Genomic DNA, 24,633 nt, shown 5'->3' with positions numbered 1-24,633 from the left:
ATAAAGGAATTGTATGGAAATCCGATGGTTAGATGACTTCATCGCATTGGCAAAAACGCGGAATTTTTCCCGTGCCGCGGATGAACGAAACTCTACCCAGCCAACCCTCAGTCGGCGTATCAAGCTGCTTGAAGATGAGATGAAGGTGACGCTGATAGACCGTAACAGTCTGCCACTGTCATTGACCCCTGCTGGCGATGTTTTTCTGGCTGCGGCAGAACAGATCTCGCGTATCCACCATGAAACCAAAAGCCGCTGTATCGATATTCTGGAGCAGGAGAAAGGGCGCCTGACGTTTGCCGCAACCCAGACTTTGTATCTCGGATTCTGGAAGTCATGGTTGCAACCTTTCGCCGAACAGGAAGGGATTGAGGTGGATCATAATCTTAAATCAACTGCCTGGATGGGTGCCGACTTCGTCAATGCGATTTCCAGCGGCGAGTGTGACCTGGTTCTCTGTTACTGGCACCCTTCGATTGAGTTTATAGCCGAACTTAGCGATGACCGGTTTGAACATATTGAGCTTTGCGAAGAGCAGTTAGTACCTGTCACGGCACTGGGTGATGACGGTCAGCCGTTGTTCAGCCTGCCGGGCACTAAGCCACAGCCACTATCTTATATTGGTTACCATGCCAGCTCTTTTATGCAGCCGGTCATTAAGCAATTCTTACAGCAACACCCGAATCCGCCCCATCTGGTAACGATGAATGAGAATGTTCATTCCGTTAGCGCCAAGGCGATGATCAAAGAGGGCTTTGGGTTCGGCTGGATCCCTTCACGGTTATTGCAAAATAACTTCAGATATAACCGTATGGGGCTGGCCGGCGGCAAAGAGTGGAATATCCCGATACAGATCCGGCTGTACCGCCTGAAAAATAACCCAAACAGCAACCTGAACCACTTCTGGCAGCAGTTAAAGTATCAGATCAATTCTCAGGGTGTCCCCCAGCATTTGCTAGAACCTGAGCGTAGCGCATAGAGAGAAATAAGTAATGCAGCATCTGTTTTTTCAACATATCGCACGGCTTCAGGCTGTGGCCGAAGAGCAACTTGAAAAGCACCGCTATGACGGCATACTGGTCGCTTCCGGTCAACTCCATAGGCGCTTTCTGGATGATAACAACTATCCATATAAAGCCAGCCCACACTTTCTGCACTGGGTGCCTTTTCTGGCGCAGCATCCGCATTGCTGGCTATTGGTAAAACCCGGTTGTAAGCCGCAGCTTTACTATCATATGCCGAGTGATTTCTGGCATATAGTGCCGGAGCTTCCTGACCAGTGGTGGTGTGATGCCTTTGATATTATCGCAGTGACTGATCGTCCGGCCCTAAACCAACAAAGTCTGGCGGTAATTGCCGAGGCGATGCCTGATTTCGCTAAGGATAGCTGGCAGCACAACCCTGAACTGCTGCTGCACGATCTGCATTCGAATCGCAGAATGAAGTCGGACTGGGAAAGCCACTGTTTGCGCGAAGCAAACAAGATAGCTGTTAAAGGGCATCTGGTAGCTGAGCAGCAGTTTCTTGCCGGTGCCAGTGAGTATCAGATCCATCAGGCCTATCTCAATGCTATTGAGCATAATGAACGGGATATGCCATATGATAATATTGTCGGCCTGAACGAGCATGCCGCTGTTTTACATTATCAGTTTCAGCAGCGTCAGGTACCGGATCAGCATCGTAGTTTGCTGATCGATGCCGGAGCTTGTTTTCTTGGTTATGCAGCGGACATTACTCGTACCTTTACTCCGCCAGGCAGTGTCTTTGCTGAGCTGGTGATCGGGCTGAACCTGGCGCAGCAGCAACTGAATAGTGAAGTCTGTGCCGGGGGCGATTTTGTCAGCCTGCATTGCCGAATGCACTACCTGCTCGCTGAACTGTTACAACGTTCCGGGCTGGTACGGGCGGAGCCGCAACAGCAGATCGATAGTGGTATAACGCGGGCCTTTTTTCCCCATGGTCTGGGTCATCTATTGGGTCTACAGGTACACGATGTTGGTAGCTGGCAGCATGACACTCAGGGCACTGAATCAAGACCTCCGGCAGAACACCCATTCCTGCGTCTGACAGGCAAGTTACAAGCGGGATACGTAATCACAATTGAGCCAGGGCTCTATTTTATCGACAGCCTGCTGACACCACTACGTAATAGCGCTGTGGGTAAGCTAGTTAACTGGACTCTGGTGGATGAGCTGGCTCCTTATGGAGGTATCAGAATAGAAGATAATATTCTGGTAACGGATACGGGCATTGAAAACTTTACCCGGGATGCACTGCTGAGCAATAGCAGAAGTGATCTCTGATAGCCTTACTGGCGGATAAGGTTGACCGTTGTATTGGTTATATGAAAAAGCCCTGTGTTATGCACAGGGCTTTTTTGTTTTCAAAGCTTATTGTCAGCTTACTAAAAAACTTATTCTAATGGGCGCTGTCAGAGCCTCGAATGGTGTAAACTGCGCCGATAAGATTAAATGGATAGCGTCAGTAAGCATGAGAGGCGGTTATTAATGCGTGATCAGGATAAAGATCTGGATGTGCCAAGTTTTGGTCCGGCGGAACGGGATACTGCTATAGGCAAAAAAGCAGCCCCGAAAGCGCCTGAAACGGCTCCCAAACCAACTGCACCATCGGGTAGCGGTGGTAACGGCGGCAAAAGCGGTGGAGCCCCTGCACCGAAAAGCTCGTCCGGTGGTGGCTTGAGCTTCATTATTGTTTTGTTACTGGCTGCAGCCGTTGCCGGATTGACTTATTGGGGCTATATGCAACACCAGCAGTTGCAGGCCTACCAAACATCTCAAGAGTCTATGCAGACTCAGGTGCTGGAGCTACAGCAGTTGCTGCAGGTTGCTGAAAGTAGTGCGGCCGAGTCCGGAGAATCACTGCTGGATACCATGAAAAAACAGGGTGTCGAGGCGCAGGGAAAATATAAGCAGCTGGATTCAGAAATTGCCAAACTGTGGGCGGTGGCTCATCAGCGCAATACGCCGAAGATAGCTGAGCTGGAAAAACAGCTTAAAGTGGCTCGCTCAGAAGTCGCGAGGCAGCAGAAAGGCGCAGTTGCTCAGGAGAAAAAAGTTAAAGGCCTGAGCGCTGAAGTTAACAAGTTTTCAGCATCTCTGAAGGCCTTGCAGCAGGCGGATAATAAAACTGAACAGCAGCTGGCGGCAGTGAAAAAAACAGCGGCAGCGGTCAGTTCGGAATTTCAGGTGATGGCAGAGTCGGTTGAGCTGCAGCAGGCTGATCAGAAGAAAATACTCTCAGGTTTTGCCGAGCAGATCGTAGCCCTGCAGACTAATCAGAATTCCAGTGCGGGTCTGGAACGCCGGGTGAAAGTGAACGAGCAGGCAGTAAGAGCTATCGACGGATCGCGTATTTTGCTGAATAAAGAGTTGCTGCAGATCAGGCAGAAACTGAATAACCTGCAACTGCAGGTAGAAAAACTCTGATCGCTAATGGTCTGGGATTCAGTAATAAGTAAAGGGACAGCAACATGATTAAGGTCTACGGCAGTGTGTTTTCTCGCGCCAGTATGGTGATGTGCGCATTGGAAGAGCTTGGTCTGGAGTATGAGAATATTGAGATGCTGCCACGCAGTGAAGGCACTCAGTCAGATGAATACCGGGCATTGAATCCGACCGGCAAATTACCGACGCTGGTGGATGGCGAGCTGGTGCTGTGGGAAAGCCAGGCCATACTGTTTTACCTGGCGCGCAAATATGGTGCGCAAAAGCTCTGGGTGGAAGGTTTTGCCCAGGAGGCTGAGCTTTATCGCTGGTCACTGTTTATCAGTAACCAGTTGGAAGTTGCCGCACTGGATATGTTGCTGAGCGTTAAATTCGCCCGTGATGGTCAGGTTGATGAGCAAAAACAAGCGGTTTTGGTAGACGTCCTTGATCGTTTTCTGCCAGTACTCGAGGCACACCTGATCGGACGGGAGTTCCTGGTATCAGACCATCTGACGGTGGCCGACCTGCACGGCGCTGCAGTACTGGCGTGGCCTAAGTTAGCCGGATTTGATTACAGCCGTTATCCGGCAGTAGCGGCCTGGGTACGTAAGATTCTGGCGTTACCATCGCAAAAACGTGTGCGTGAACGCTCAGCAGGCTAAATTTGCCTAATTCGTATGCACACTGTTTCTGGCCTGCTCATCGTAAAAAAGTGACCTGAACGGTATGTTTTTTAAGTTTGTCTGAATCTAAATGCACACTGTTTCTGGCGTGCAAATTGCGAAAAAAATGACCTGAACGGTCTGTTGTTTAAGTTTGTCTAAATATTGAACAGTTTCTGTTTGCGCTGGACAATGATGACAGGCAGAATAGTGGGTCATTTTTTGTGAGGTAGTAAACGCACTAATGGAAATTCGTGCTTTTTTTGCGCTGCAATTGCCGGATGCAGTTGCTCGATGGTTGGCGGATCACGCAGATAACCTGTGCCAGTTTGATAAGCATGTTGAGGTCAACTGGGTTGATTCCGAGTCATACCATATGACACTTTGTTTTCTGGGTGATATCTCGCTGGAACAAGTTGATCAGTTAGAAGCGATAGCCACCAGAAAATTGGCTGAAGTCAGCTCGTTTCAGGTGCATATCAATACTTCTGAGTATTACCCGGTGAGTCAGGCGTTGGCGCTGATTGCAGCGTTAAGCCCTGAACATCCGGAGCTTACTTCGCTGAACCGGGTGATGATGGAAATCGCGCTGGAAGCCGGTATTAAGTTCAAAGAGGAAGACTTCAGGCCACATATAACTCTGGGGCGCTTGCCGGCAAAAAATAGCTTTGAGCCACCTGAAAGCTGGCCTGAGCTGGATCTTTATAGTTTGGCGGACTCTGTCATTCTGTATCAGAGTAAGCCGGGTGAACGGGGCTCTATATATACCCCGTTGTTCGAGATTCCTCTGCAAGACATGGCCTGAGCCACAAGCTCAATCCGATTAAATTTTCAATGTAGTGAATAATGTTTAAACCAGAACTCCTATCGCCGGCGGGAACGCTGCGAAATATGAAATACGCCTTCGCTTACGGTGCCGATGCAGTCTATGCGGGCCAGCCCCGTTATAGTCTGCGGGTACGTAATAATGACTTCAACCTGGATAACCTGCATGAGGGGATAAATATAGCCCATGCCCAGGGTAAAAAACTGTATGTGGCTAGTAATATCATGCCCCACAACAGTAAGCTGAAGACCTACATTGATGACCTGCGTCCAGTGATCGAAATGGGACCGGATGCACTGATTATGTCTGATCCGGGTCTGATTCTGCTGGTTAAAGAGAATTTCCCGGATGTGCCAATTCATCTGTCGGTGCAGAGCAATACCATGAACTGGGCCAGCGTAAAGTTCTGGCATCAGGCAGGTATCGAGCGGATTATCATGTCCCGCGAACTGTCTCTGGATGAGATTGCCGAGATCCGTGAAAAATGTCCGGAGATGGAGCTGGAGGTATTTGTACACGGCTCGCTTTGTATCGCTTATTCCGGTCGTTGTCTGCTGTCTGGCTACATTAATAAACGGGACCCTAACCAGGGAACCTGCACCAATTCCTGTCGCTGGAAGTATGATGCTCATGAAGCGAAGCAGGATGACAGTGGTGATCTGATCCCGGTGCAGAACTTTGACCCGAATGAAGCGGTGGCCGAACCAGCCCTTGGTGCAGGCAAACCGACTGATAAAATGTACCTGTTACAGGAAGAGACCCGCCCCGGCGAATATATGCCGGCGTTTGAAGATGAGCATGGTACCTATATCATGAACTCTAAAGACCTGCGGGCGATCCAGCATGTGCAGCGCCTGACTGAGATGGGTATCCACTCGCTCAAGATCGAAGGCCGTACAAAGTCACATTATTATGCGGCGCGTACTGCTCAGGCATACCGTAAGGCGATCGATGATGCGGTCGCCGGGCGACCATTTGATATGGGGTTGATGGATAATCTGGAGAATCTGGCCAACCGGGGTTATACCGAAGGTTTCTATCGTCGCCATGTACATGACGAGTATCAGAACTATGAAACCGGTAATTCAGTTGGTGTACACCAGCAGTTTGTCGGCGAAGTGATTGGCCGTGATACTCAGAAAGGTACCCTCGATATTGAAGTGAAAAACCGCTTTATGGTGGGTGATACTCTGGAGCTGATGACACCGTCCGGCAATCAGAAGTTCAAGCTGGAACAGTTGGAAAGCCTGCAGGGTGAATCCAGGGACTGTGCGCCGGGTTCCGGACATAAGGTGCGCTTGCAGCTGGAAACCGATGCGGATCTGGAATATGCGCTGCTGATGCGCGATTTGCCTAACGCGCCGGCCTACGAAAGCCAGAAGTAACTGATTCAGTTGAAGAAAAAAGGTATCGTTTGATACCTTTTTTTATGTGCGCCAGATGGGGTCTTGCTGATGCAACAAAAGTACTCATTCATAGCTGCCCTGCGACCATTTTCGTTTTCGGTTGCGTTAATCACCTGCCTTGTGGGTATTGTCAGCTCGACCGGATTGACACCTTTAAACGGGTGGCTGGCGGCAATTGTGCTGCTGGCGGCAGTAGTGCTGCAGGCCGGTGTCAATCTGATCAATGACTATTCAGATCTGCGATGGGTAGAAAACCCGCTGGCACAGCAAAAAATACGGCGTAACTTTAGTCTGGGCCTGACCTGTTTCCTGCTGGCGGCTGTACTGGGTATTTATCTGGTAACACTATTGGGGACCCCTTTACTGATTTTACTGCTGATTGGGCTTGGTGGAGCTTTGGGTTACACCCTGGAGCCGATCAACTTCAAGCGCCGCGGGCTGGCCGTGGTGCTGGTGTTCTGGTTGATGGGGGTGTTGATGGTGTGCGGCACTTATTATGTCATGACCGGAACGATTATCTGGCAGGTATTCTGGCAGGCGGTACCGGTCAGTCTGATAAGCTCCCTGTTGCTGCTGGCGAACGAGATCAGGGATTATGAGTCAGACCTGCATCAGGGAATCGCAACGCTGACGGTCAGAATTGGTTTGCAGCGGGCAGTGATCCTCTATCGGTTAGCGGCAGTGGGTGTTTTTGTGATTGCCGGGCTGCTGTGGCTAACGAATCATATTACTACTTTATGGTGGCTGATGGCCCTGCCGGTATTGTGGCTGATGTTCCGTGCGCTCGAGGCAGGCCTGCAGCAACGAAATCGACTCCCCCCTTTAACCGGCCGTTTTTATCTGTTTTTCGGAATACTTTATACACTCAGTTTGTGACCTTAGCGGTTGATCTCCTCTGGACAATTGCCTAGCTTGGAGTGATCAAAACTGGAAACTTCTGAGTTGTAGGGTGTAACGATGTTCAGATTAATCGGTGTTGTCCTGATGCTGCTATTTATGTCTCCCGTGCTATTCGCTACGGGGCTGAGTGAAGAAGAGCAGCTCTGGTTACAGCAGCATCCGGTTATTCATTTTGCACCGGCACCCTATTACCCCCCGGTCGAATATTTTGACGAGTCGGGTACTTATCGGGGCATCACCGCAGACTTTGTTGAATTGATGTCGCAGCGGCTCGATATCAAGCTTACCGTGAAACAATTACCCAGTTGGCAGCATGTTGTTGAGGGGGCTAAGTCAGGCTATGTGGACGTTTGGGGGGCGGCTGCTTACACTGAAGAGCGTGACCGCTACATGGATTTTACCCAGCCATATATCCGGCTTCCGGCAGTGCTTGTGGTGCGTAAGGAGCAGCATGGACCACTCAATATGCGTGACCTGCAGGGTAAGCGAGTTGTGTTGATTAAGAATTATGCCTCTGCCGAATATGTTAAAGAGACCTATCCTGGCTTTGATTATATTGAAGTGCCTGATCTTGAAACAGGTCTGCGGATGGTCTCCTACTCACTGGCTGATGCTATTGTCGCCACCAATGCTGCAGCACTGTTTTATATCGAACGCGACGGTCTGAGTAATCTGCGGGTTGCGGGTGAATCCGGCTATGAGTGGCAGCTGAGGTTTGCGGTGCGTGAGGAGTATGCGCCGTTGCTGGGTATTATTCAGAAAGGTCTGGACCTGATCAGCGAAGATGAAAAGCGTGAAATCTATCGTCGTTGGATCAATCTTGAATCATCAGAGCCGATTATCAGTACTGAACAGCTATTTCAGCTTGGTCTGTTGGCAGGCTTGGCTTTGATGGTGCTGGTATTTGTCTGGAATCGCACCCTGAGTCGAAAGGTTCTGCTGCAGACCTGGGCCCTTAACGCAGAGCTGGAAGAGCGCAAGTCACTGGAGCGTAATTTACGTCGACTTGCGACCACCGATGAGCTGACTGGAATTATGAATCGCCGACAGTTGTTTAGCACGCTGAGAGGGGAATTAAAAAGAAGCGAGCGTTATGGTGAGGTTATCTCACTGCTGATGTTTGATGTTGATCGCTTTAAAGAGGTTAATGATCGATACGGGCATGTATCAGGGGATCTGGTGCTGCAGTCGATAGTGGATACCTGTACTAATGAGTTGCGAGAACATGACCTGTTTGGCCGGATCGGAGGGGAGGAGTTTGCTATCGCACTGTTGCAAGCCGATGAGGAAACAGCAATTGCTGTGGCACAGCGTTTGTGTGATCTGGTTGCCGCTTGCCAGATAGAGCTGCCTGATGGGGAAAGGTTGCAAACCAGTATCAGTGTTGGTGTGGTGTTTGCCGATAACCATACTAACCTTGAGGAATTGCTAAGCTGTTGTGATCGGGCGATGTATGCCGCTAAACGAAAAGGTCGCAACCGGGTCGAGTGTTTTAACTGGCGCAGCCCGGAGCTACTGGTTTGATGACTGTGATGGTGAATCGTTATGCTGTTTGTCGTTGTTCTTTTAAGACTGTTTCCTTAAGACTCTTTCCTTAAGACTAAGGCCGACCATTTTCTTACCTGAAACTAGTGTATAATTTCGCCACTATTATAAAGGGCAGGGTGCTTTGGAGCCTTGTCTGCCACCACACAGAGCCTGATTTTCGGAGTCAAGAATGAGCGTAATTCGCCAAGACGATTTCATCAGCAGCATCGCCGATTCGCTGCAGTTTATCTCCTACTACCATCCGATCGACTTCATTCAGGGAGTCCACGAAGCCTATCAGAAAGAGCAGAACCAGGCAGCTAAAGACGCCATGGCTCAGATTCTGATTAACTCCCGTATGTGTGCTGAAGGTCATCGTCCGATCTGTCAGGATACCGGCATCGTTACCGTATTCCTGAAAGTAGGTATGAATGTTGTCTGGGATGCCAAGATGAACGTGACCGACATGGTTAACGAAGGTGTTCGTCGCGCTTATACACACCCGGATAACGTGTTGCGTGCGTCGATTCTTGATGATCCTGCCGGTGCCCGTAAGAACACTAAAGATAATACCCCGGCGGTAATCCACTACGAAATCGTCGATGGCGATGAAGTGGAAGTGCATGTTGCAGCCAAAGGTGGCGGCTCTGAAAACAAATCCAAGATGGTGATGCTGAATCCATCTGACAGCATCGTTGACTGGGTTGTTAAAACCGTACCGACTATGGGAGCAGGCTGGTGTCCACCGGGTATGCTGGGTCTTGGTATCGGTGGTACTGCAGAGAAAGCAGCAGTACTGGCGAAAGAATCCCTGATGGATCCGATCGATATCCACGAACTGCGTGATCGTGGCCCGCAAAACCGGGTTGAAGAGCTGCGTCTGGAAATCATGGATGCGGTAAATGCATTAGGCATAGGCGCTCAGGGCCTGGGTGGCCTGACCACTGTGCTGGACGTGAAGATCAAAGACTATCCAACCCATGCGGCATCCCTGCCGGTGTGCATGATTCCAAATTGTGCCGCGACCCGTCATACCCATTTTAAATTGAATGGTAACGGCCCTGCAGTACTGACGCCACCGAGCCTGGAAGAGTGGCCGGAAGTGACCTTCGAAGTCGGTGAAAGCACGCGTCGTGTTGATCTGAATACAGTGACGCCGGAAGACGTGCAGAGCTGGCAGCCGGGTGAAACAGTATTGCTGAACGGTAAGATGCTGACCGGTCGTGATGCCGCGCATAAGCGAATGGTTGAGATGCTCAACAATGGCGAAGAGCTGCCGGTTGATCTGAAAGGCCGCTTTATCTACTACGTTGGACCGGTTGATCCGGTTGACGATGAAGTCGTCGGGCCGGCTGGTCCGACCACTGCAACCCGGATGGATAAGTTTACCCGTCAGGTTATCGAGAGCACAGGCTTGCTGGGCATGATCGGTAAGTCTGAGCGTGGCCCGGTTGCTATCGATGCTATCCGGGATAATAAGGCGGTATATCTTATGGCTGTAGGTGGTGCTGCTTATCTGGTTTCTAAGGCGATCACTAACGCAGAAGTGCTGGCCTTCCCGGAGATGGGTATGGAAGCGATCTACGAGTTTGATGTTAAAGATATGCCGGTTACTGTTGCGGTAGATACAAAAGGTGAGTCGGTGCATAACACCGGTCCTGCCAAGTGGAAGAAGATTATCGCCGAACAGGTGTAAGCTTTCACCGATTTAAAAACGCGACCCTGTGCCGCGTTTTTTTGTCACTTTTTTGTGGCACGAATAAATAGTGCTCAGGTAGGGGGGGAAGGGTACTCAAGTACTAAATCCCTGGAAGTGGCATAAAAGTATACTTTTTTGGTTATTTCTGTATTTGATGAGAGTAACTAAAATGAAAAAATTAATATTAAATCTGGTTTCTGCGGGCGCCTTATTATCGGCGTTTAGTGTCAATGTTCAGGCTGATACAGCGGCGATGGCGGCAGCCGGAGCTGAAGTGTTTAAGCGCTGTGAGGCTTGCCATTCCCAGGATATAAGTAAGAATGCCTTTGGCCCCAGCCTGTCCGGTGTAGTTGGTCGTCAAGCGGCATCACTGCCGCGCTTCGCCTACTCTGAGGGGCTGTCCAAGTCAGGGATTACCTGGACAGAAGCTAACCTGCGGATGTGGGTTGAGGATAATACCAAGTTGGTACCTGGAACCCGGATGCGTCATGTTGCTATTACCGATCTGGCGGAACAGGATTATCTGATCGCCTATTTGAAAACACTGTAAAAGCTATTATGCTTTTCGAGGGCGCCTTTACTTAAGGCGCTCTCTTAATTTTTAGTTTTCAGGCGCATTTAGTGCCAGCCTGCAGCCGGTTCTGAATAGCCAGATAGCGGGGCATAGGGCCAATATCCTCATAGATAGGATCACCCTCTTCAATCCTGATCACCTTAGTGCCGGCCTTGTAGGGCATTTTCTGTTCAATCTCCAGTAATACCGTGTGCAGCAGAGTCGCGACTAACTCCTCCTTAGGCAGGCTGTAAAGTTCGGCCAGAGCTTCGACTTTGATCAAGTCTTCCTGGTTCAGGGTGAAGTTGCATTCCATTTGCTTACCGCGGACCGTTGCCTGGTGTTCCAGCTCCTGCAGCAGATGCGAAATATGATTGTTTGGCATAGTTTCGTCTCCCATTTCTATCTGTATAACAAAAGATAGTTGAGGAATTCAGTCAGGTAAAACGGCATATCCACAGACTGGTGAATCCAGCTGATTTCCATATAGGCCCGGTTTTCATTATGATAGTTGGCCAAAAAGTTTAGGGTGTTATGAAAAATGGCGAATATTAAAGTACTGGTCGGCTCTACCTATGGTAATGCCAGCCAGATAGCTGAGGACTGTACCGATCAGCTACAAGGGTTAGGACATGAGGCGGCAGTATTGTCTGAAGCGACCTATGAGCAGGTTGTAGAAGATACCGATGTGCTGTTGATCTGCACCTCAACGGTTGGTCAGGGTGAAGTGCCGGCTAACCTGCTGCCAATCTATGAGCAGCTAAAAGACCGTTCTCCGGTACTGTCTCACGTTCGTTTTGGATTGATAGCGCTGGGTGACAGCTCTTATGAGACCTATGCTGAAGGTGGTAAACAGATGAATGAGCTGATGCATGATCTGCAGGCTAAACCATTGGGCCAGACTCTGTATATCGACAGCTGCGAAACCCCGGACGCCGACGAAGAAGCGGCTTCCTGGATAGATGTATGGTCAACCAAGCTGTAAGCCTGGCTGCCCATACATCTATCCAGAGTAGCTAGATCGCGGCTTTGCCGCTTGCTAGAACGCTGAGCAAGCTCAGTTGCTAGTGGCTAGAAAAGGCAAAAATTAAAAAGGAGACCGATGGTCTCCTTTTTTATTTCTTATTCCTGGTTAGAGCGCTTTAATAGGTGGTTCTCACAGGTATCTATGAGTAGCTTGTCAGGTAATCAGTTCGCTTTCCGAGCATTAAGATATCGGCCATTTTTTAAATGAGTAAAAAAATCATTGGTCATAGGATGATTAATTCTGCCACCACTCGGGTCTGCTTCCAGGTTTTGTTCTGCAACATAGGTAGTGTGTGTCGCCTGATGTACCAGTACGTGATACCAGGGCTCATCCTTTGGAGGTCTGCTACGGGCAACTGTTTCGTACCATTCGTCCGTTAATTGAAAGCAGGGATCTATGTCGAAGATTACGCCCCGATAATCAAACAGCCTGTGATGGACTAATTCACCGATAGAGTATTTAGCTGAACTAACTCTGGATATCGCTGTTTTCATTGAGTGGCCCCTGAAATAAGAGTCAGGCCCTTTTTATTGATGGCCTGAATAAAGGGTAGCAGTTATGTTGGGTTACGCTGTCTAGCAAGCGGCGAAGCCGCGTTCTAGCGACTTGCCGTTTAAGAACTAAGCCCTGCCAGCAAGCACTTATTTCAATAAAAACCCCCGATCTTTCAGGAAATCGAGCATGTGAGGCCGGGCTTCTTTAACGAGCATGCCGGAAATCTGTTCGCTCCAGGTCATATCTTTATTACCGCCGGTGCGGGTTTGGTAGTACTCACTGACTGCTTTGTCATATTCGGCGATGACTGCGGCGTCGCTGCTGTCGTCGTAACTATCTTGTTTCAATACGACTTCTACCGGCAGGCGGGGTTTTACTTCCGGGTTTTGATCCGGGTAACCGAGGCAGAGCCCGAATACCGGATAAACCATCTCTGGCAGCTCAAGCAGGTCGGCCACTTTAGCGATCTGGTTGCGGATGCCGCCGATATATACAGCGCCCAGGCCCAGAGATTCAGCGGCAGTGGTGAGGTTCTGCGCCAGCAGGCCGACATCGACTGTGGCGGTGATGAACTGCTCGGTAAAGCCGGATTTCATCTCGGCACCATTCATATCGCAGGCCAGCTGGTGGCGTTTCATATCGGCGCAGAGTACCAGAAATACCGGTGCCTCTTCGACGTAGGCCTGACCACCTGCGTATTCAGCCAGTTTTGTGCGGTTGTCCGGGTTGTTGACCTGAATGACGGTGCAGGCCTGGATGAAACTGGAGGTGGCTGCTGCCTGGCCCGCCTGCACGATTGTGTTGATGGTGTCCTGAGATACAGCCTGATCTGTGAATTTACGAATAGAGCGGTGGCTGTTTAGTAGTTCGATAACAGAGTTCATTATGCTTTATCTCTTAATCAGTTTCGGATTAGCCGGAACGTCAGGTTGATGCGCCCCTGAATTTTCCTAGCTGTTTTCGGCACGCTTTTGGCCTGTTATTGGAAATAGTGTTGCCAGTTGTGCTGTAGTTTAGCTGCCATTACGGTAACAGAGTTGTAGTGCTCGTTCTCTTAATCAGTTTCGGGTTAGCCGGAATGTCAGGTTGATGCGACCCTGCATCGCTTTGGCTGTTTTCGGTATGCTGCTGGCTGATAAGTTGCCAGTTGTGCTGTAGTTTAGCTGCCATTACGACAACAGAGTTATAGTGCTTGTTCTCTTAATCAGTTTCGGGTTAGCCGGAATGTCAGGTTGATGCGACCCTGCATCGCTTTGGCTGTTTTCGGCACGCTATGTTGCCAGTTATGCTGTAGCTTGCCTGCCATTATCAGCACAGAACCGTTGTTGAGCAATAGCTCCTGTTGGGGGATGGATTTATCATACCGATGGCGTAGCAGGAAACGTCGGGTATCACCCAGACTCAGCGAGGCTATAACGGGGTTGCTTCCCAATTCCGGTTCATCATCGCTGTGCCAGCCCATACTGTCTCTGCCGTTGCGATAGTAGTTGAGTAGTACAGAGTTGAAATGACTTCCGCTGAGGTTTTCCAGGCGTTGTTTAATTGCCAGTACCCGGGGATGCCATGGCTCTGTTTTCATGCTCAGGCCGGAGTAACGGTATTGAATACCGGGCTCGCCCTGAAACGCTTGCATGCGCGGTATTTTAACCTGGCGGCCAAACAGGAATATGTCATCCTGACGCCAGTGGATCTCCTGTTGTAATTGCTGATAAAGCGAGTCGCTCTCTTGTTCGGGCAGAAAGTCAGGTATCAGGATTAGCTCGCCGTCGCTTATTTTAATCTGTTGCTTCATTCCGTCAGGTGCTTTTGGATCGCTTTTGCAACTGCTTCGCTGATCTCAATCTGATTGCTCGGGTGAATGATACAACCGGTTGTTGCGACGTCAGATACTGCCTTTAGGCGGTCGTAAGCGTCGCCGGCAAATATCCCATGTACTGCGATACAGGTGGTTTTTGGCATGCCGGCCTGGTCCAGATGTGCAATGGTTTCGAGCATGGTTCGGCCGCTGGATATAATGTCGTCGACCAGTACCGGAGTATGGTCACGCCAGCGCTCTATTTCTGGCAGGGTGACTTCAACGTCATAGTCGCCGCGGCGGATTTTACTCAGTACCTGAAACGGTGCTCCGGCCAGTTTAGCAACTTCAGATACCCACTGTTCACTCTCACTGTCAGGGCCTATTAATAGTGGTTTTTTAATATGCTGTTGAATCCAGTCTGCGATCAGTGGTGCTGCGTGTACCAGGGTGGAAGGTATCGAGTAGATTTCGTCCAGACTGTTATAGCGATGCAGGTGGGGATCAACGGTAACCATAAAGTCCAGGTGTTGAGAGATCAGTTTGGCAAAGGGACGGGAGCTGACGCATTCGCCGTCATGGAAACGTTTGTCCTGGCGCATATAAGCCAGATAAGGGGTCACCAGGCCAACTTTATTGGCACCCATCTCCCGCAGAGTATCCGCCAGCAGGATCAGGCGCAGTAATTTGTTGTCGGGTTGGTAGAGGTTACACAAAATAACTACATCGCGGTCGCTGCAATCGCTTAGTACCCGTAAGTAGGTTTCTTCATCGGGGAATCGGCGTAGCTCTATTTTACCTTGTTCCGCCTGAAGCTTGTCCTGCAGTCGCGCTTCAAGCTTTGGATCAGATACCAGGTTAATCAGTACTGGGTTCATTGCGAAGTATCCTCCTGATCGGTAAGGCAGATGATTTCGGGATGATTTTCCAGATACTCAACGGCGTAATTCAATTCACCTGAACTTTCGGCATGGATAGTCAGTAACGGGGTATGGGGCTGCACTTGCTGTCCGAGCTTGATATGGATCTCGAGCCCTGCTGCGGGGTCCAGTGGTGCTCCGGCCAGCTTGGCGACTTGTGCCAGGCGCCGGTTATCTATCTGGCGCACGGTGCCGGTTGATTCAGCGATCATCTTAAACAGGTATGGCGCTTCGGTCGGCTGTTTTACAGCCCCCTGAGCTTCACAGATGGCACAGAATTTTTCCCAGGCAAGACCGCTTTCGAGTACCGTGAGTGCTTTTTCCTGGCCCTTACCGTCGGTAACTACCGAGGCCATTTCCAGCATAGCGCCAGCCATTGATACGGCGCGTTGCTTCAGGTCTTGTGGTGCGCGATCATCATTTTGCAGTACTGCCAGTACGTCTCTGGCTTCGAGTGCCGGACCGATTCCGTTACCCACCGGCTGGCTGCCGTCGGTATAGAGTATTTTAATGATCAGGCCGAGCTTTTCGGCAACCACCCGGAATGAATCGGCGAGCTTGTCTGCGGCTTCTTTACTGCGTACCTTTGCAGTCGGACCGACCGGTATATCGATCAGTACATGGGTCGCGCCGGCGGCGATCTTTTTCGATAGCACTGAAGCGATCAGCTGACCTTCACTGTCGATGTCCAGTGCCCGTTCAACCTGGATCAGAATGTCGTCGGAGGGGCTTAGCCGCACCGAACCACCCCAGGCAAGACAAGCTCCCTGGTCTTTAACCACCTGCTTCATCTGTTCCAGGGTCAGGCTGACTTCGGTCATGGTCTCCATAGTGTCGGCGGTACCGGCAGGGGAGGTGATCGCCCGGGAGGAGGTTTTTGGCATAGTCAGGCCGCTGGCGGCAAGTATAGCGACAACTATCGGCGTGGTACGGTTACCTGGTAAACCACCGACACAGTGCTTGTCGATTACCATTGGTTGTTCCCAGTCGATCCGGCTGCCGGAATCGATCATCGCCTGGGTCAGGGCTGTGATCTCATTATTATCGAGTTTGTCGTCACCGCAGGCAGTAATGAACGCAGCGAGGTGAACGTCGGCGTAGTGGCCGTCGACGATATCGTTGATGATCTCCTGAAACATCGGTTTGTCCAGGGTATGACCGTACACTTTGGCCCGGACGTGGGACAGTGACTGCACCGGGCGGGGGTGTGATAACCAGATATTATCATCGGTTTTGAGGTTCAGGCGCTGCCAGGCCGATTCGGAAAAGCCGATCTGGCCGCGGCGTAACATCTCGCCGGTAATAATATTGAGGGTGGCGATTATATGAGATTGTTCCGTGTTGACCAGCACCCGTGACAGGGCTGAGAATCCCTCAGAACGACATACCGGGCTGTCTGCGCGGAGATAGATAATGGTCTCCTGCCGGGAGTCGATACCTAGCCGGCGAGCCTGTAACGGGGTGCTACGTTCGGGGATGAAAATCATCTGCAGACGCTCCTTGGCAAGGCAGCCGTTGTGTTGCGGCTGATTATGTAGTGCAATTATTTAATCTGGCTATCCAGTACAACTATCCATTCCGGCTATTCAGTCTGACTATTGAGTACAAACACCTGTTTTGTTTATAGCAACAATGCCGAATCCTGTATATGACGTGAGTACCAATTTTGGGATGTCGCGCCAGAGCGCCATCGGCGGATGCTGATTCTGCTGTTAGCTGCTAGAATACGCAATCTTTCAATAGCTTAAGACAGATAAGAAGGTCGTCATGGATCGCAGATTTAGATTGGTACTGGCTTGCCCGGATCGCCTGGGTATTGTTGCAATGGTAAGTAACTTTATTTCCAGCCATGGCGGCTCTATCGCCGATGCCAATCAGCACTCAGACCCAACCACCGGCTGGTTTTTTATGCGGGTGGAAATTGCGACTGCGTCCCTGTCATTTTCCCGTGAACAGCTGGAAGAGGCGTTTTCGCCGATCGCCCAGTCCTTCAATATGGATTGGACAATCAGTGATTCCAGCGTGCCTAAGAAGGTCATTCTGATGGCGAGCCGGGAAGCGCATTGTCTGGCAGATCTGCTGTATCGCTACCATGAGAATGAGTTGGATTGCGAGATCCCCTGTGTTATCTCAAACCATGACGATCTGCGCAGCATGGTCGAGTGGCACGGTATTCCCTATTTCCATGTGCCGGTGGATAAAGATAATAAGCAGCCGCATTTTGATCGGGTGAGTGAGCTGATCCTCGAGCATCAGGCGGATTCTATCGTCCTGGCGCGCTACATGCAGATTCTGCCAAGCGAAGTCTGTGATCAGTACCCGCACAGGATTATTAATATTCACCACAGCTTCCTGCCTTCGTTTGCCGGTGCTAAGCCTTATCACCAGGCGCATGAGCGCGGGGTTAAGTTGATCGGTGCTACCTGTCACTATGTCACTCAAGAGCTGGATGCCGGTCCGATCATCGACCAGGATGTAGTGCGTGTCAGCCACCGTGATCAACCTGAAGAGATGGTTCGTCTGGGTAAAGACGTTGAGAAAACTGTATTATCCCGCGGTCTGCGGTGGCACCTTGAAGATCGGGTGTTGGTGCACGGCAATAAGACCGTCGTATTCAACTAAATTTTTCAATTAAGCTTTTACTAAGTTTTAAACAGAAGCCTCAAATTGGTGGTTTAACTGATCCAGATAGTGTTTTGTCATTTGATACTGGGCTAAGATAGAGGCAAGTCGGGGCTGGATAAACCGGCCCGGTACGACTCCTGTGTTGTCCGGTGGAGGATATACAATGCTGCGATCTGTAAAAGCCAGTGATTACATGGCTGAAAAGCTGGTTACTTTTACGCCTGATACTGATCTGTTTCAAGCGATCAACCAATTACTGGAACACCGTATTACCGGTGCCCCGGTCATCTGTAACGATGGCAAGCTGGTTGGTCTGCTATCCGAGGCTGACTGCCTGAAAGCGATTCTTACTCTGACCTATCATGAAGAAGAGATGGGTGGTCGGGTCGGTGACTATATGTCGCCAGAAGTTTACACCATCAATCATGATGCCGATATTATTGCCGTCGCGGAAGATTTTATTACTAACGGCCGACGTCGCCTGCCGGTGGTAAAAGATGGTAAACTGGTCGGCCAGATCAGTCGCCGGGATGTGCTCAGAGCCGTAGAGCAGTTTGCCCAGGACGGTTGATCTGTCTGTTTCTTTTTAAGCCGCCTTTTTCTCGTGATGCGATCAAGCATTGCGGGGGCTGAAGAGGCGGCTTTTTAGTTTTTATTATTGACTAACGACGGTATTGGTATCGTTGTTTTTACAGCTGTCTGGACTATCTGATTATGGGCTTCCGTTTCCCGGAAAAACCAGTTTTATTCTATCCTTCGCTGGCCCGTGAGATCGGTTCCGACGAAGCGATTCTGCTTGCGCTCTACCATGAGCATATACAGTTGCATGGGCTGCCTGACCAATCGGGGCAGAATGTTGCCACTTTGGGGCGACAGGAGTGGCTGGCGCTGGCTGATTTCTGGGATGAAGAACGCCTGGCGGTGACCACTAACAGCCTGGTTAGTCAGGGCTATCTGCAGGCAGCTTTTGGTCAGGGCGGTGCTATCCGTATCCAGTTGCAGCAACCGGGTCAGCCGCAGGTGATGCCCGAATACGAATATGAACAAGAGCCTGTTGCTGTGCAGCAGTTACCGGTGGTAGAACAGCCGCCAGAACGCAACGAGATCAGTCGCAGAGTGCATCAGGCCCAGCCCCAGGTTCGTGGCCCGGCGCCTACTTTTGGTGGTAGTATCGGCTGGTCTAACCGGCGGGCGCAGATGAGTGAAAATGACTTTGCTTCCCGTCTCGACGCTATCGAGGAGAAGAACCAGAAACTGCATCCGATGTTTCTCGGCTGGCGCCCCTCTAAAATACTGTTTGAGATGTTGCCCCGGCATAATATTCCGGCGGACTTTGCCGAGCAATTGCTTGATGAATTCGTTCTATACTGGTTGGATAAAGACCGTAAAGAATCTAACTGGGATCAGAAGTTTCTTGCATGGGTCAAGCGTGAATGGGTTAAGAAGCAGACTCGTGATGGTCGCGAACAACGCTATGCTAAAGACGCTAATACAGGTGTAAACCATGAAAATACCCGTGCAGACCCCCGGGAAAAGCGCAAGCGGGTTACCGCAGCAATCATGGATATCAAGGATACCGACTGGTGAGCCGGAGTAGCTTTTAAGTAAGTTTTAGCAGAACAGGTCACCATTGCCAACGAATCTAATACAGGTGTAAGCCATGAAAACACCCGCACAGATCCTCGGGAAAAATACAGGCGGTTTATCCCGGCAATCATGGACATCAAGAACGCCGACTGGTGAGCCTGAACAACCCCGTCCTGAACAGGTAGCTATTACCAACGAAACCAAGACCATGGTGAATATGATATTCGCCCGGTTCATGGCGATCTACGGTCATAAGTTTAAGAGTTGTTTCGAAACCCAGGATGAGATCCGTATCGCTAAACGGGAATGGGCACTGAGCATCCAGGGTTTCGGCGAGGTTGAGCTGGTGGCGGCGATTGATCGCTGCAAGGAAACTCTGGCGTGGATGCCGACCATCTCGGAATTTCTTAGCATTCTCAATGACCTGACCGGAGATTTTGGTTTGCCTCCTGTAAAACAGGCTTACGCTGAAGCGTGCCGCTTTGCTGATCAGCCTAGCCGTCATCACTGGAGCCATCAGGCGATCTATCATGCCGGCCGTGAAACCGATTGGTTTCGTCTGCGCAGTGAAGAAGAAGACAAAGTATTTCCCGATTTTCGGTATAACTATCAGGTCATCTGTCGTCGGGTTCGGGCTGGAGAAGAGCTGTCTGAACCGGTGCCTGTGGCACTGGAAAACAAAAGTGACAATACTCTGGTGGAGTTTATACGGCGCTGGGGTGAGGAGAATAACCTCAAACCTGAACAGGCCAGTACTTTATTGTTTTATATGACCAAGCCTGAAGGTAGTGCGATTCGGGAGCGTTTTCGGGAGGCGAGTATGCAGCGCGCTGAAAGCTGGGGGCTGAACATAGAGTTGCCTCTGAATTATCAATAGCCTGTTTATTTTTTCAGTTGTTGTTAGTTGATTGGGCCCATTGTCTTAACTGAGAGACAGTGGGCCTTTTCGTTCAGGGAAGAAGCTCTTCCGGTAACTGGTTTTCAATAATGTAGAACAGGGTTGCGATTACCTGGCGGTCATACTTGCTGTCTGCCATCTGGTACATAATGTTGAGTACCTGCTTCGGTTCTATTTTATTACGGTATGCCCGGGGGCTGATCATCGCGACAAAGTCATTAGCAACGGTCAGAATCCGTGAAATAGTCGAAAGTTCATCCCCTTGCAGACCTTGATTACCGCTGCCGTCCAGGTATTCATATTTCTGCATAATGGTTTCCAGTACGGGACCGTTGAAATCGATTCCTTTAAGGATCTCGCTGGTATGAGTTACTTCTGACTGGAGTAAGTCCTTCTCCTCCTGACTTAGTGGCCCGGTCTTGGTCAGCAGCTCTTTAGGTATAAACAGTTTACCCAGATTGCAGAGGTTCGCAGCGACTTCCAGAGTGTTTCTGCTGCCACGATCAAGTTGCATCTGGCCTGCAATTCGCAGGGCAAGCAGCGATGTTTTTGCTGAATGGTTGGCTGAATAAGGGTCGTGCAGGTCAATTGCGTGCATCAGTGAGGAGATGATCTGCTGAAGCAGTCGGGTTTGTTTTTCCCGGCTCAGTGATGCTGCCGTAATATCATGCAGGGTGATCATCGCTGCCGGGTGATTCTGGTATTCAATCGGGACCACTGTGATGTGGAACTGGCCGGGTTTATTCCTGAAAATCAGTGTCAGTTCTTCTGTAATACTGTGTTGTTGCTCTATCGCGCAGTTGATCAGGGGGTCCAGCTGATCGGCATAATTGTTGCCGAGCAGAGCATTGATGTGCTTGTTTTGTGCATCCTCTGGAGTAATGCATAGTTGTCCGGCCAGGGTCTTATTGATAAACAGCGTATTGCGCTGATTATCGCTGATAATGATAGCGTCGCTGATATTATCATTGATAGCCGAAAGCAGAGTGCTTTGATAGGCAATCTTGCTCTTTTGTTGATTTATTAACTGGTTGCTGCGGTTTTGTTGCAAAGCCTGTCCGTACCACCAGGCTGCGTACATTACCGCTGACAGCAGCAGACCTGAGAGCAATACCAGGGTGCTGATGAAGGTTTGATAGGTTTTGCTCTCCTGAAAGGCCTCGGCGCGATCAACTTTGACCAGCAGGCTAAGCCCTGTATCAGTGATGGTGCGGGTTACCATCAGAGATTGCTGGCCGTTGTAATCCGGAGCTTGCAGCAGCTTGGTTTCGGCGGAGCGTAACTGTTCTTCAGATAGTGTGACCGAACGGGACAGGGCCTGGTGGTTGTTGTGCAGTGGTGATGCGTATAGCAACTGGCCGTTGAACTGTTGAATCAGGCTGCTCTCGAGGGATTTTATGCTGAGAATATTGTTTCTCAGAATAGGAAATACAGTGGCTTCAAGCTGCTTAATACCGACGACTGCGCCTAATATCTGAGTTGATGCACTGAATGCAGGGAGGCTTTTAACCGGAAGAATGAATGCAATATTTGTATGCTTTCCTGGAGAGCTCCAAAGCGGCGTTATAATCGCTTTGCCTGAGGTGATGGCCTGATCGAACGCATTCTGCAGTAGCGGGTGTTGCAGGGTGTCACCTGCTGTACCGGTTATCAGTTTCTTATTCGCTGAATAAAATGCCAGGGATTCAGACCCGGCGGGTAAAACATTGGCATTGATGCTGTGGCTGGCTGAGATGTAGCCAAACCGGTTTGCGGAGTTTATTACGATGTTACGAATGAAAGTAAGCTGTGCAAGTTCTGTTTGCCCCTGGTCTTGCTGTTCCAGTAAGCGTTGCAGGTAGAGGCGAACTGAGTCGTTCTGACTGATTTGCCTGAGTTGGTTCAGGTTTTCATCAAGCCAGTAACTGATTTGCTGACTTTGTTGGTCAGCGAGGCTACGCAGTGTGATTTCCCAGTGGCTGGTGGTGCGCACCTGCTCCTGACTGGTCAGATAATTAATTAACTGAAAGCAGCCAAGCACAATAATAGTGATACAGATGAGTCCGGTAAGCAGAGGGCGTTTCATTCACTGTTTTCCTGTTAGTTGTTTAATAAGCCGGCAGGTGCATCCACCATCCCTTCTCATTAACCGAGTAGAGGGGAGCGTAATGTAAAATTTCGCTATGGGACAGTATTCTTTGCGACTGGTTATCCATAATCAGAGTGTCTCCGCCAAATTCAACAGCCAGTACCGCGTGGGCGACCCGTAAGTTGGTATCCTGTAGGGCGACAATACGCATCTGTTCCGCTTTGAAACCCAGGCGTCGCAGCGAGAAATATTTGGTCAGTGAGTAATCTTCGCAGTCCCCGCTGAGGGTCAGGAATTCGCGTAATATGGCCCAATAGTCCTCTACGCCGTAGTTGTTGATATCCAGTATGTAAGGGTGTTTATTGGCATATAGATTGACCCGTTCCATCTGTTCTCTTGGTGATAGTCCGTTCAGGGTGTCGAGAAATCGGTACCAGCCATATAGTTTGCACAGCTGTGCGCCGCTATTTATACAATCTGATCTGTTCTGATCCTGATCTATATGCCGGCCCATCATTTCAAGCCAGTGAGGCGCTGTTGTGACGCTTTTCTGCGGCAGTTCGGAGTAATTGAAGATGCCCGCAAATAACTCACTGCTAAAGGCCAGGCTCAGGCAGAAGCCGAGACCGGCGGTCAGTGTAGATACCTGACTTCTGAGCGACGGGGTAAGGCGCACCAACAAGCTCCCGGTAAGGTGTTAATTAAAGAGACAAAAATACAAAACTCAGACTAACTGAATCGGCAGGGTTGTATAGCACTTAATAAAAGGCGGCTGCTCATAATGGTCAATCAAAATTCTTTTAGCACGTAATTTGTGTTGCAGAACGGCAACAAGTAGACTAAGCGCAATTAATTGAATGGATACAGTTTGAGAGGGAGTACTACAATGCTGGATTTAGGTTCGAAAAAAGGGAAGACATTACTGGCGCTTGCTGCTGTATCTATAGCGTTGCCTGCATTTGCTACTGAGGAGTCGGAAGGCTTCGATGCAGAAGAGTTTTTTAAGAAAGGTATGGAAGAACGGACAGAGGGTAAGCCGTATTCCGCGATCGAATCTTTCCAGACTATTCTGAGCAATGAACCGGCGCTGAACCGCGCCCGGCTTGAGCTGGCGGTTGCTTACCTGCAGACCCTGCAGTTTGAGGAAGCCCAGGCCGCAGCTCAAAAGGTTCTGGATGATCCGTCAACGCCAGATAACGTAAAAATCTCTATTCTGGCATTTCTGGCCCAGGTGAAAAAAGATTCTGAGAGTCTGTTACCGGGTCATACAGCTAAGGTTACTGTATCAGCTGGTTTAATGTATGACACCAATGTTAACGTTGGGCCGGCGGACGATATTCTCAATATTGATGGTAATACTCTGCAGCTTGATCCGGGAGCTATGCCGGTTGAAGATGCTGCTTATACGCTTTCTGCGGCATTCGATCATTCTTATCGTACCGGTAAGACACTGAGAGTGGGTGAGAATACCGGATTGGTACTATGGCAGAGTGGTGCGTCCATTTATGACCGCAACTACAATACACATGATGATTTCAATCTGCGGGTATTGTCACTGCGTACTGGTCCTGCGGTTATTACTAACGGTGGTTTCCGTGCTTCTGTACCGCTGGTACTGGATAATATTCGTCTGGGAGACGATGAGCTGGCCAACTATCTGGGTGCTCAGCCAACGGCGACCTGGTCTCTCAACGACAGTACCGAACTGACAGCATCTGTTGAAGTAACCAAGCGAGACTTTACCCAGGCTGATGATCAGCTGCGCGATTCAGAATACTATTCTGCTGGTGTCTCACTGGGTAAGGGTTACAAGAACAATACAGTTGCAGTGCAGGGTGGTTTCAAACTGCTGACCAATGAAGCGGATCTGGACCGTTATAGCTACGATGGTGGTGAACTGTTTATCGGGGCTAACTGGCAGTTTAAGCCGCAAGCGACGACTTTTGCCCGTTATAGTGAGTCTCACTCAGATTATAAAGGCAACGAGCCAGTGTTTGATGAAGCACGCAATGATGAAGAACGTCAGTTGCAGATCGGACTTATCTATGAATTTGAAAACGCACTGACGGTTAGTGGTACGATTAGTCGAATTGAAAATGACTCGAATGTAGAAACTTTTGAGTATGATCGGGACCAGTACTCCCTGTCAGTATCAAAGAGCTATTAATCGATAGCGATAAAAAAGCCCCTCTTTTGAGG

General features: G+C 49.9%; 24 protein-coding genes. 16 read left to right on the top strand and 8 right to left on the bottom strand.

Annotated features, from left to right (window positions below; all coding sequences use genetic code 11):
- Nucleotides 1-13 precede the first annotated feature (13 nt).
- The 10 genes from ACQUQM_RS14775 (at nucleotide 14) to ACQUQM_RS14730 (ending at nucleotide 11,016) form a co-directional block, all read left to right on the top strand.
- Nucleotides 14-979, top strand: a complete 966-nt coding sequence (locus ACQUQM_RS14775) for a LysR family transcriptional regulator (protein ID WP_432470659.1) — start codon at nucleotides 14-16, stop codon at nucleotides 977-979.
- Between the two features lie 13 nt (nucleotides 980-992).
- Complete coding sequence (gene pepQ / locus ACQUQM_RS14770) at nucleotides 993-2,303, top strand: Xaa-Pro dipeptidase (protein WP_432470658.1); 1,311 nt, start codon at nucleotides 993-995, stop codon at nucleotides 2,301-2,303.
- Between the two features lie 204 nt (nucleotides 2,304-2,507).
- Nucleotides 2,508-3,446, top strand: coding sequence for a hypothetical protein (locus ACQUQM_RS14765; protein ID WP_432470657.1), 939 nt, complete (start codon nucleotides 2,508-2,510; stop codon nucleotides 3,444-3,446).
- Nucleotides 3,447-3,490: 44 nt separating this feature from the next.
- Nucleotides 3,491-4,108 (top strand): glutathione S-transferase family protein, encoded by a 618-nt coding sequence (locus tag ACQUQM_RS14760; protein ID WP_432470656.1) that lies wholly within the window; start codon nucleotides 3,491-3,493, stop codon nucleotides 4,106-4,108.
- 244 nt (nucleotides 4,109-4,352) lie between these two features.
- Entirely contained in the window at nucleotides 4,353-4,913 is a 561-nt protein-coding gene (thpR, locus tag ACQUQM_RS14755; RefSeq protein ID WP_432470655.1) for an RNA 2',3'-cyclic phosphodiesterase, read from the top strand.
- Nucleotides 4,914-4,954: 41 nt separating this feature from the next.
- Nucleotides 4,955-6,319, top strand: a complete 1,365-nt coding sequence (gene yegQ, locus ACQUQM_RS14750) for a tRNA 5-hydroxyuridine modification protein YegQ (protein ID WP_432470654.1) — start codon at nucleotides 4,955-4,957, stop codon at nucleotides 6,317-6,319.
- A gap of 69 nt (nucleotides 6,320-6,388) precedes the next feature.
- Complete coding sequence (locus ACQUQM_RS14745) at nucleotides 6,389-7,216, top strand: prenyltransferase (RefSeq protein WP_432470653.1); 828 nt, start codon at nucleotides 6,389-6,391, stop codon at nucleotides 7,214-7,216.
- Nucleotides 7,217-7,297: 81 nt separating this feature from the next.
- On the top strand, nucleotides 7,298-8,764 hold the full coding sequence (locus tag ACQUQM_RS14740; RefSeq protein WP_432470652.1) for a transporter substrate-binding domain-containing diguanylate cyclase: 1,467 nt from the start codon (nucleotides 7,298-7,300) through the stop codon (nucleotides 8,762-8,764).
- Between the two features lie 193 nt (nucleotides 8,765-8,957).
- Nucleotides 8,958-10,463, top strand: a complete 1,506-nt coding sequence (locus tag ACQUQM_RS14735; RefSeq protein ID WP_432470651.1) for a fumarate hydratase — start codon at nucleotides 8,958-8,960, stop codon at nucleotides 10,461-10,463.
- Nucleotides 10,464-10,635: 172 nt separating this feature from the next.
- On the top strand, nucleotides 10,636-11,016 hold the full coding sequence (locus ACQUQM_RS14730; RefSeq protein WP_432470650.1) for a c-type cytochrome: 381 nt from the start codon (nucleotides 10,636-10,638) through the stop codon (nucleotides 11,014-11,016).
- Between the two features lie 58 nt (nucleotides 11,017-11,074).
- Here the strand turns inward: ACQUQM_RS14730 and ACQUQM_RS14725 are convergent, their stop codons facing one another.
- Nucleotides 11,075-11,404: a hypothetical protein gene (locus tag ACQUQM_RS14725; RefSeq protein ID WP_432470649.1), complete on the bottom strand. Its 330-nt coding sequence runs from the start codon at nucleotides 11,402-11,404 to the stop codon at nucleotides 11,075-11,077.
- A 156-nt stretch (nucleotides 11,405-11,560) separates the two neighbouring features.
- Between ACQUQM_RS14725 and ACQUQM_RS14720 the strand changes: the two genes are divergently transcribed.
- Nucleotides 11,561-12,004 (top strand): flavodoxin domain-containing protein, encoded by a 444-nt coding sequence (locus ACQUQM_RS14720; protein WP_432470648.1) that lies wholly within the window; start codon nucleotides 11,561-11,563, stop codon nucleotides 12,002-12,004.
- A gap of 203 nt (nucleotides 12,005-12,207) precedes the next feature.
- Here ACQUQM_RS14720 and hspQ read toward each other — a convergent pair whose 3' ends face one another.
- The 5 genes from hspQ to ACQUQM_RS14695 form a co-directional block, all read right to left on the bottom strand.
- Entirely contained in the window at nucleotides 12,208-12,540 is a 333-nt protein-coding gene (gene hspQ / locus ACQUQM_RS14715; protein WP_432470647.1) for a heat shock protein HspQ, read from the bottom strand.
- A gap of 147 nt (nucleotides 12,541-12,687) precedes the next feature.
- Complete coding sequence (nfsA, locus tag ACQUQM_RS14710; protein ID WP_432470646.1) at nucleotides 12,688-13,425, bottom strand: oxygen-insensitive NADPH nitroreductase; 738 nt, start codon at nucleotides 13,423-13,425, stop codon at nucleotides 12,688-12,690.
- 320 nt (nucleotides 13,426-13,745) lie between these two features.
- Nucleotides 13,746-14,333: an alpha-ketoglutarate-dependent dioxygenase AlkB family protein gene (locus tag ACQUQM_RS14705; protein ID WP_432470645.1), complete on the bottom strand. Its 588-nt coding sequence runs from the start codon at nucleotides 14,331-14,333 to the stop codon at nucleotides 13,746-13,748.
- Nucleotides 14,330-15,214, bottom strand: a complete 885-nt coding sequence (locus ACQUQM_RS14700; protein ID WP_432470644.1) for a ribose-phosphate pyrophosphokinase — start codon at nucleotides 15,212-15,214, stop codon at nucleotides 14,330-14,332. Before ACQUQM_RS14700 ends, ACQUQM_RS14705 begins: the two co-directional genes overlap by 4 nt.
- Nucleotides 15,211-16,743, bottom strand: a complete 1,533-nt coding sequence (locus ACQUQM_RS14695; protein WP_432470643.1) for a thymidine phosphorylase family protein — start codon at nucleotides 16,741-16,743, stop codon at nucleotides 15,211-15,213. The genes ACQUQM_RS14700 and ACQUQM_RS14695 overlap by 4 nt, the downstream gene beginning before the upstream one ends.
- A gap of 280 nt (nucleotides 16,744-17,023) precedes the next feature.
- Between ACQUQM_RS14695 and purU the strand changes: the two genes are divergently transcribed.
- The 4 genes from purU to ACQUQM_RS14675 all read left to right on the top strand — a co-directional run bounded on the left by purU (nucleotide 17,024) and on the right by ACQUQM_RS14675 (nucleotide 20,345).
- Entirely contained in the window at nucleotides 17,024-17,878 is an 855-nt protein-coding gene (gene purU / locus ACQUQM_RS14690; RefSeq protein WP_432470642.1) for a formyltetrahydrofolate deformylase, read from the top strand.
- 166 nt (nucleotides 17,879-18,044) lie between these two features.
- The gene (locus ACQUQM_RS14685) at nucleotides 18,045-18,452 is read left to right on the top strand and encodes a CBS domain-containing protein (protein ID WP_432470641.1); all 408 of its coding nucleotides are present in this window, start codon (nucleotides 18,045-18,047) and stop codon (nucleotides 18,450-18,452) included.
- A 143-nt stretch (nucleotides 18,453-18,595) separates the two neighbouring features.
- Nucleotides 18,596-19,468: a DnaT-like ssDNA-binding domain-containing protein gene (locus tag ACQUQM_RS14680; RefSeq protein ID WP_432470640.1), complete on the top strand. Its 873-nt coding sequence runs from the start codon at nucleotides 18,596-18,598 to the stop codon at nucleotides 19,466-19,468.
- A gap of 73 nt (nucleotides 19,469-19,541) precedes the next feature.
- Entirely contained in the window at nucleotides 19,542-20,345 is an 804-nt protein-coding gene (locus ACQUQM_RS14675; protein WP_432470639.1) for a replication protein P, read from the top strand.
- Nucleotides 20,346-20,418: 73 nt separating this feature from the next.
- Here ACQUQM_RS14675 and ACQUQM_RS14670 read toward each other — a convergent pair whose 3' ends face one another.
- A complete protein-coding gene (locus tag ACQUQM_RS14670) occupies nucleotides 20,419-22,431 on the bottom strand; it encodes an HD domain-containing phosphohydrolase (RefSeq protein ID WP_432470638.1) in 2,013 nt (670 codons plus the stop codon).
- A 22-nt stretch (nucleotides 22,432-22,453) separates the two neighbouring features.
- A complete protein-coding gene (locus tag ACQUQM_RS14665; RefSeq protein WP_432470637.1) occupies nucleotides 22,454-23,110 on the bottom strand; it encodes a transglutaminase-like cysteine peptidase in 657 nt (218 codons plus the stop codon).
- Nucleotides 23,111-23,320: 210 nt separating this feature from the next.
- Between ACQUQM_RS14665 and ACQUQM_RS14660 the strand changes: the two genes are divergently transcribed.
- On the top strand, nucleotides 23,321-24,601 hold the full coding sequence (locus ACQUQM_RS14660) for a hypothetical protein (protein WP_432470636.1): 1,281 nt from the start codon (nucleotides 23,321-23,323) through the stop codon (nucleotides 24,599-24,601).
- Nucleotides 24,602-24,633 lie beyond the last annotated feature (32 nt).

Origin of the sequence: Amphritea sp. HPY (assembly GCF_050870985.1) — a bacterium.
Classification (GTDB): domain Bacteria; phylum Pseudomonadota; class Gammaproteobacteria; order Pseudomonadales; family Balneatricaceae; genus Amphritea.
This window is presented reverse-complemented; position numbering and strand designations above follow the sequence as displayed.